Source organism: Streptomyces sp. NPDC057654, assembly GCF_042800135.1.
Classification (GTDB): domain Bacteria; phylum Actinomycetota; class Actinomycetes; order Streptomycetales; family Streptomycetaceae; genus Streptomyces.
Genome location: NZ_JBHVHQ010000362.1, coordinates 1 through 8,098 on the forward strand (window position 1 = coordinate 1; position 8,098 = coordinate 8,098).

At 71.0% G+C, this 8,098-nt stretch carries 7 protein-coding genes; 3 read left to right on the forward strand and 4 right to left on the reverse strand.

Annotated features, from left to right (window positions below; all coding sequences use genetic code 11):
• Positions 1-262: 262 nt before the first annotated feature.
• Complete coding sequence (locus ACFU99_RS24415; protein ID WP_384395344.1) at positions 263-676, reverse strand: hypothetical protein; 414 nt, start codon at positions 674-676, stop codon at positions 263-265.
• Positions 677-776: 100 nt separating this feature from the next.
• Positions 777-2,336, reverse strand: coding sequence for a tRNA (N6-isopentenyl adenosine(37)-C2)-methylthiotransferase MiaB (gene miaB, locus ACFU99_RS24420; protein WP_384395346.1), 1,560 nt, complete (start codon positions 2,334-2,336; stop codon positions 777-779).
• A gap of 156 nt (positions 2,337-2,492) precedes the next feature.
• Between miaB and ACFU99_RS24425 the strand changes: the two genes are divergently transcribed.
• Positions 2,493-3,491 carry a TAXI family TRAP transporter solute-binding subunit gene (locus ACFU99_RS24425; RefSeq protein WP_384395356.1) on the forward strand — a complete coding sequence of 333 codons (999 nt, stop codon included), beginning with the start codon at positions 2,493-2,495 and terminating at the stop codon, positions 3,489-3,491.
• A gap of 58 nt (positions 3,492-3,549) precedes the next feature.
• Here ACFU99_RS24425 and ACFU99_RS24430 read toward each other — a convergent pair whose 3' ends face one another.
• Together ACFU99_RS24430 and ACFU99_RS24435 are read right to left on the reverse strand one after the other, a co-directional pair.
• Complete coding sequence (locus ACFU99_RS24430) at positions 3,550-4,956, reverse strand: ATP-binding protein (RefSeq protein WP_384395348.1); 1,407 nt, start codon at positions 4,954-4,956, stop codon at positions 3,550-3,552.
• Positions 4,957-4,972: 16 nt separating this feature from the next.
• Positions 4,973-5,680: a response regulator transcription factor gene (locus tag ACFU99_RS24435; protein WP_384395350.1), complete on the reverse strand. Its 708-nt coding sequence runs from the start codon at positions 5,678-5,680 to the stop codon at positions 4,973-4,975.
• A 401-nt stretch (positions 5,681-6,081) separates the two neighbouring features.
• On the opposite strand from ACFU99_RS24435, the gene ACFU99_RS24440 reads away from it, so the two are divergent.
• Both ACFU99_RS24440 and ACFU99_RS24445 read left to right on the forward strand, forming a co-directional pair.
• Positions 6,082-6,867 (forward strand): amino acid ABC transporter ATP-binding protein, encoded by a 786-nt coding sequence (locus ACFU99_RS24440; protein WP_384395352.1) that lies wholly within the window; start codon positions 6,082-6,084, stop codon positions 6,865-6,867.
• A 247-nt stretch (positions 6,868-7,114) separates the two neighbouring features.
• Positions 7,115-8,035, forward strand: coding sequence for a glutamate ABC transporter substrate-binding protein (locus tag ACFU99_RS24445; protein ID WP_384395354.1), 921 nt, complete (start codon positions 7,115-7,117; stop codon positions 8,033-8,035).
• Positions 8,036-8,098: the final 63 nt, after the last annotated feature.

Below are 8,098 nucleotides of genomic sequence, written 5' to 3' on the forward strand. Positions count from 1 at the left end.
GTTCGGGGCGGGCGGCGGCGAGCACGGCGACGGCGTCCACGCACGCGTCCCGCAGCTCCGCCAGCTCGGGCGCGGCCCCGGCGGCGACCTCCGGGACGAGCAGCGGCGGGCAGGGGCAGACAGCGGCGGCTACGAGCATGGGCGCACCTTAACAAGGCGGTGCCGGTGTCATAGGGGCGACGAGCACCCGTAACGCGCGCCCTATAGGCGCACGCGCAGAAATCGTGCTCCCAGGGACACGCGATAACGGTTTCGCGCGTCTTCAGGGGAGGTCGTCGCGGCCCAGCCAGGACGGTTTGACGGGTATGCCGTCCGGGTACCGCTCGACGTCCGGAGTCTGCTCCTCCGGCGGCTCCGGTTCCCGCTCTTCGGAGACCGGTTCAGGCTCCGGTTCCGGCGGCGCGTCGCTGTCGTAGATCATTTCGGCGACGGTGAAACGGGAGTGGAAATCCCGCCAGGAGGTTTCCCCGACCATCAGCAGGCCGTCGCCGTCCCGGAACAGCCGGGTGCGCCGGGCGTTGTGGGGCCGTGTCGGCAGGTGGTTCCGGACGCGCGTCTCCAGCGCCGCCATGGCCTCCTCGCGGGTGCCCTCCACGCTGCCCATCACCCCGGCCGCCCAGCGCGCACGCTGGCCGTAGCCGTCCATCGTCTCCACGATCAGGCCCCATGTGGCCATCGCCGCTCCCCCGCTCGCGCTGTCCGTCACCCGCCGCCCCGTACCGGCCCCGTATCCGGCCCGTACGAAGCGTCCGTACGGGCCGTCCCTCCGTAAGGGCTCAGTCGCAGCCGCAGCCCGTCGCGGCCGGCGCCGGGGCAGGGGCCGGGGCGCCGATGCCCGGGAGGCCCAGCATGACGCCCTTGGACGGCTCGGCCGGAGCGCCCTGGCGCTTCTGCCAGGCGTCGCCCGCGCGGGTGCGGCGCACGGCCTTGGCGGGGCCCTCGGCGAGCAGGTGGTGCGGGGCGGCATAGGTGATCTCGACGGTCACCAGGTCGCCGGGGCGCACCGGCTCCTCGGCGGCGCCCGGGGCGCCGTCCGCCGCGGCCAGGGCGGGGTTGAAGTGGACGAGGCGGTTGTCGGGGGCGCGGCCGGACAGCCGCTTCGTGGCGCCGTCCTTGCGGCCCTCGCCCTCGGCGACCATGACCTCCAGCGTGCGGCCGACCTGCTTCTTGTTCTCCGACCAGGAGATCTCCTCCTGGAGGGCGACCAGGCGCTCGTACCGCTCCTGCACGACGGCCTTGGGGACCTGCCCCTCCATGTCGGCGGCCGGGGTGCCGGGGCGCTTGGAGTACTGGAAGGTGAACGCCTGGGCGAAGCGCGCCTCGCGGACCACGTGCATGGTCTGCTCGAAGTCCTCCTCGGTCTCGCCGGGGAAGCCCACGATGATGTCGGTGGAGAGGGCGGCGTCCGGCATGGCGGCGCGGACCTTCTCGATGATGCCGAGGAACCGGTCCTGCCGGTACGAGCGGCGCATCGTCTTCAGGACGGTGTCCGAGCCGGACTGGAGCGGCATGTGCAGCTGCGGCATCACGTTCGGGGTCTCGGCCATGGCGGCGATGACGTCGTCCGTGAAGTCGCGCGGGTGCGGCGAGGTGAACCGGACCCGGTCCAGGCCCTCAACGGCGCCGCAGGCGCGCAGCAGCTTGGAGAACGCCTCGCGGTCGCCGATGTCGGAGCCGTAGGCGTTGACGTTCTGGCCGAGCAGGGTGATCTCGCTGACGCCCTCGGCGACCAGGGCCTCGACCTCGGCGAGGATGTCGCCGGGACGGCGGTCCTTCTCCTTGCCGCGCAGCGCCGGGACGATACAGAAGGTGCAGGTGTTGTTGCAGCCGACGGAGATCGACACCCAGGCCGCGTACGCGCTCTCGCGTCGCGTCGGCAGGGTGGAGGGGAACGCCTCCAGCGACTCGGCGATCTCGACCTGGGCCTCCTCCTGGACGCGGGCGCGCTCCAGGAGCACCGGCAGCTTGCCGATGTTGTGCGTGCCGAAGACGACGTCGACCCAGGGGGCCCGCTCGACGATGGTGTCGCGGTCCTTCTGCGCGAGGCAGCCGCCGACGGCGATCTGCATGCCGGGCCGCTTCGTCTTCATGGGGGCGAGCCGGCCAAGGTTGCCGTACAGCTTGTTGTCGGCGTTCTCCCGCACCGCGCAGGTGTTGAAGACGACGACGTCGGCGTCGCCCTCGGCGGTGCCCTCGGGCGCGCGGACATAGCCCGCGCCCTCCAGCAGGCCGGACAGCCGCTCCGAGTCGTGGACGTTCATCTGGCACCCGTAGGTGCGCACCTCGTACGTTTTCAAGCCGCCCACTGCTCCGCCAACCACATCGTCACCGCTCACCCGTCCAGGGTAAAGGCCGCCGGGCCGGCCGTCGGACCGGCGGTACGGTCACCGGCGCCGATCACCCCGTACGCCCCCGGACCTGCGTACCTGTTACCCGATCGATGCTCTCCACGCCCCTCCCCAGGGAGGGGGGTGACTGGCAGTATCCCGCCCATGGTCACCGCACTTCCCCGCCTGGGCAGGCGTCGCGCCCTGGCGGGCGCCGCCGTGGTCGCCGTCGTGCTCGCGCTGCTGGGGTGGTGGCTGCTGCCGATCGACGGCGATCCGGTGGTCAAGGGGCGGGTGGTGCTGGCCACGGGGGTGCCGTCGGGGGTGTACGCGCGGTACGGGGACCTGCTGAAGGAGGATCTGGCGCGGGACTCGCCCGCGCTGGACGTACGGCTCACGCGCAGCGAGGGCTCGGTCGACAATCTGCGCAAGCTGATGTCGGGACGGGCGAACTTCGCGATCGCGACGGCCGACGCGGTCTCCGCGTATCTGGACGGGCACGGGCGGGACGCGGACCGGCTGCGCGCGTGCGCGCGGCTGTACGACGACTACATGCAGCTCATAGTGCCCAAGGACTCGGCGGTGGGCTCCGCGCGGGATCTGCGGAAGCTGCGCGTCGGGGTCGGCGAGGACGGGTCCGGCGTGCAGCTGATCACGCGGCGGCTGCTGGAGGCGGCGGGGCTGGACTTCGACCGGGACATCACGCCCGTACGGGTCGGCATAGACAAGATGCCGAAGCTCCTGGAGGAGAAGAAGATCGACGCCTTCTTCTGGTCCGGGGGGCTGCCGACGGCGGCGGTGCAGAACCTGGCGACGCGGTACCCGATCAAGCTCGTGCAGCTCGGCGATCTGACCGGCCCGCTGCACCGGCTCGGCCCGAAGGCACGCTACTACCGGGCGGCCGTGATGCCCGTCGACGCCTATCCGGAGCTGCACGCGCAGCACGCGGTGAAGACGATCGCGGTCGCGAACCTTCTGGTCACCACGGACCGTACGGGCAGGAACCTCGCGGAGAGCGTGACGCGCACGGTGATCAAGAGCCGGGACCGGATCGGCGTGGAAGTGCACGCCGCGCAGAAGGTCGATCTGCGGACGGCCGTCTTCACCGATCCGCTGCCTTTACACGAGGGGGCGCGGCGGTACTACCTCTCGGTCAAACCGTGAGGCTCTCAGCCACACCGTGAGGCTCTTCCTGACCGGCCCCCGGGACGGCGGCCGGCGCTCATTCGTCGGCGTGGCGCGGCACCGTGATCGTCACCCGCAGGCCGTTCGGCTCGTTCGGCTCGTACGCGATGGCAGCGCCGCCCGCCGCGAGCAGCGCCCGGGATATGGACAGGCCCAGCCCCGAGCCGGAGACGTTCTGGTGCCGGCTGCTGCGCCAGAAGCGGTCCCCGATGCGGCCGATCTCCTCTTCGGTGAGACCGGGGCCGCCGTCGGAGACGACGAGGATGACGCTGTCGCCGTCCGCCTGGACGCCGACGCGGACCCGCTCGCCCTCGGGCGTGAACTTCAGGGCGTTGTCCAGGACCGCGTCGAGGGCGCTGGAGAGGGCGATCGGATCGGCCCAGCCCGTCGCGGCGGCGGACCCGCGGTAGGCGAGGTCGACGCCCTCGCGGGCGGCGAGCTGGGACCAGGCGCCGACGCGTCCGGCGGCGAGCTCGGCTATGTCCGTCAACTGGAGGTTGGCGGGGGCGTGTTCGGCGAGCGCCAGGTCGAGGAGGTCGTCGAGGACCTGGGCGAGGCGTTTGCCTTCGCTCTTGACGGAGGCGATCTCCTCGTTCCCGTCGGGGAGTTCGAGGCCGAGGAGCTCGATGCGCAGCATCAGCGCGGCGAGCGGGTTGCGGAGCTGGTGCGAGGCGTCGGCGACGAAGGCGCGCTGCTGCTCCAGGACGTGTTCGACGTTGTCGGCCATCTCGTTGAACGATCGGGCCAGGCGGCGCAGTTCCGGCGGCCCGCCGCCCGGCGCGACGCGGGACTTCATGCGGCCGGTCGCGATGTCGTGCGTGGCGGCGTCGAGGGTCCGTACGGGCCTCAGCACCCAGCTGGTGAGCCGGAAGGCGGCCCCGACGGCGAGCAGCATGGCCGCCAGTTCGCCCGCGATGAGCAGCAGCCAGCCGTGCAGGATGCGGGAGCGCAGCTGTCCGGTGGGCGAGTCGGTGACGACGACGGCGATGACGTCGCCGTCCCGGACGACGGGCGAGGCGACGGTGAGGCGGGCGTGCTGCTGCCAGGGCCAGACCTGGCGGGGGTCGTGGCTGCGGCGACCGGCGAGCGCTTCTTGGAACGCCTGCTCGCCCTCGTTCTGCGACGGTACGGTCCAGCCGGCCGGTGCCGCGGCCATGGCCGTACCGTCGCGGTAGAAGACACCGGCATGAATGCCGTAGACGCTCTCGTACCGGGCGAGTTCGTCGGTGAGTGTGGTGAGCCGCTCGTCCTCGTCCTCGCCGCCCTGCGCCGGCCGGGTGGTGACGTACTGGGCGAGCGAGGCGAAGCGCGCGGTGTCGTCGATGCGGTCGACGACGACGCGCTGCTGCTCGGCGGCGGCCTGGCTGCCGGCCAGCGGCAGTCCGAGGGCGATCAGGACCCCCGCCATCAGGACGATGAGCAGGGGAAGGAGTCGGGTGCGCACAGGTTCGTCGCGGCCGTCAGCCGACCGGATCGACGATCTTGTATCCGACGCCGCGGACCGTCTCGATCAGCGCGGGCATGCGCAGTTTGGAGCGGAGGGAGGCGATGTGCACCTCCAGGGTGCGCCCGGTCCCCTCCCAGCTGGTGCGCCAGACCTCGCTGATGATCTGCTCGCGGCGGAAGACGACGCCGGGGCGCTGGGCGAGCAGCGCGAGCAGGTCGAACTCCTTGCGGGTCAGGGGTACGGGCGCGCCGTCCACCCTGACCAGGCGGTTGGGCAGCTCGATGGTGACGGCCCCGACGCGCAGCGCGCGCTTGGCGTCGTCGCGGGGGCCCGGCCGGGCCACGCCGCCGGCGGCCGGGGTGCGGCGGCCGACCGCGTGGATGCGGGCGAGCAGTTCGCCGGTGTCGTACGGCTTCACCACGTAGTCGTCGGCCCCCAGGTTCAGGCCGTGGATCTTGGACCTGGTGTCGGCGCGCGCGGTGACCATGATGACGGGGGTGCTGGTGCGTTTGCGGATCTTGCCGCATACCTCGAAGCCGTCCTGGTCGGGCAGTCCGAGGTCGAGGAGCACGCAGCCGAAGGGCGCGCCCGCGCCGGGCAGCAGCGCCGCCAGCGCCTCCTCGCCGTTACGGGCGTGCACGCAGTCGAAGCCGTGCCGGGCGAGCACCGCGGCGAGCGCCGCGGCAACCCGCTCGTCGTCCTCCACGAGCAGCAGTCGCATCGCCCCGGCCCCCTTATTCGTTTCCGATCATCACGCACCGTCCGTCGCACGCCGGCCGTCGCGCACCGTTCATCACGCACCGTCCGTCGCACGCCGTCCGTCGCGCACCGTTCATCGTGCGTAGACCGCCGCACGTCGTCCGTCGCGTACCGTTCCTCGCGCGCGGCGGTTGCGCGGTGCGCCGACACCGAATCCACGCTGATGGAAGCGGTACTCGTCAAGGGGTTCCGTTGCCCCCGTGGCCTTCTGTTATGCACCCGGTACGCCCGTGCGCCGCCTTGCGGCGGAGTGTCGCTTTGCAGCCGGATCGTTATGCTCAATTTCAGCTCAGATGTAATGACGCTGTGCGACGACCGTCATTACTGTCCTTCCAACCACGGAGGACGGAGCGAGGAACGCCGATGAGCGAAGTACCGGTGACCAAGGGCACCAAAGACACGGCACCCGCGGCGGACGTCCTGGTCGCGCTGGAGAACGTCAACAAGCACTTCGGCGCGCTGCACGTACTCCAGGACATCGACCTGACCATCGAGCGCGGCGAGGTCGTCGTGGTCATCGGGCCGTCCGGCTCCGGCAAGTCGACCCTGTGCCGGGCCATCAACCGGCTGGAGACGATCGACTCCGGGGCGATCCGCATCGACGGCAAGCCGCTGCCCCAGGAGGGCAAGGAGCTGGCCCGGCTCCGAGCTGACGTGGGCATGGTCTTCCAGTCCTTCAACCTCTTCGCCCACAAGACCGTGCTGGAGAACGTGACGCTCGGTCAGACGAAGGTCCGCAAGGTCGAGAAGAAGGCCGCCGAGGACAAGGCCCGCGCTCTGCTCGACCGGGTCGGCGTGGGGGCCCAGGCGGACAAGTACCCGGCCCAGCTCTCCGGCGGCCAGCAGCAGCGCGTGGCGATCGCCCGGGCGCTCGCCATGGACCCGAAGGTGATGCTCTTCGACGAGCCGACCTCGGCGCTCGACCCGGAGATGATCAACGAGGTGCTGGAGGTCATGCAGCAGCTCGCACGGGACGGCATGACGATGATCGTGGTCACCCACGAGATGGGTTTCGCGCGCTCCGCGGCGAATCGCGTGGTCTTCATGGCGGACGGCCGCATCGTCGAAGAGGCGCAGCCGGACCAGTTCTTCAGCAACCCGCGCAGCGACCGGGCGAAGGACTTCCTCTCGAAGATCCTGCACCACTGACCGCGCGCCGGCGTGTCCGGGCGGCGCGCCGGGCGCACACCGCCCGCACGCCGGTCACGCACCGCTCACGCCCCGCTCGCACGCCGGGCCCGCTCCGGCCCGTACGCCCCGGGCGCACCGCACCCGCCGTACGCACCACACGTACAGCACGTACTGCACACACTGCGCGTACCGCTCGCACCGCGCCCGCATCGATGAGGCCGATCGCGCCCGACGCCAACTTCTTCCGACGCAAAGGATGTTCACCATGAAGCTCAGCAAGACCGCATCCGTGGCCGCCGCGGTGGTCGCGCTCGCGCTGTCCGCGACCGCCTGCGGCAAGTCGGGCAGCCCCAACGACGACTCCGACAAGGCGAGCGGGGGCAAGTCGGCCTCGGCGCTGCCGCCGTACAAGGTGAACACCTCCGCGGACGTGAAGGGTTCGTCGGTCTTCTCGAAGATCAAGGGCAAGAAGATCACCATCGGCACCAAGGCCGACCAGCCCGGCCTCGGCTTCGAGAACCCCACTACCAAGAAGCGCACCGGCTTCGACGTCGAGATCGCCCGCATGATCGCCGCGGACCTCGGCTTCGACGAGGACCACATCACCTGGAAGACGGTGCCCTCGGAGGCCCGCGAGACGCAGATCGCCAGCGGCGGCGTGGACCTGTACGTCGGCACGTACACGATCAACGACGAGCGCAAGAAGCAGATCGACTTCGGCGGCCCGTACTACATCGCCGGCCAGGACCTGCTGGTGAAGTCCGACAGCAAGATCGCGGGCCCGGACGACCTCAAGGGCAAGAAGGTCTGCTCGGCGACCGGTTCCACCCCGCTCCAGCGGATCAAGGAGCCGAAGTACGGCGTCGCGGAGGTCAAGGCCCAGCAGACGTACCAGGTCTGCGTGCAGGATCTGGTCAACGGCTCGGTGGACGCCGTCACGACCGACGACTCGATCCTCAAGGGGTACGCCGCGCAGAACAAGGGCGCCCTGAAGGTCGTCGGCAAGACGTTCTCCAAGGAGCCCTACGGCGTCGGCCTCAAGAAGGGCGACAAGGCGCTGCGCGACGCGGTCAACAACGCGATCAAGGCGCACGAGGACAACGGCGACTGGAAGAAGGCGTACGACGCGACGCTCGGCCTCTCCGGCTCCGCCGCCCCGGCCATTCCCGCGCTCGACCGCTACTGATCCGCCCAGCGGCGGCGGCCGACGCCTGATCGTTCCGCGGCCGCGGCGCCGGTTCCCGTGAGC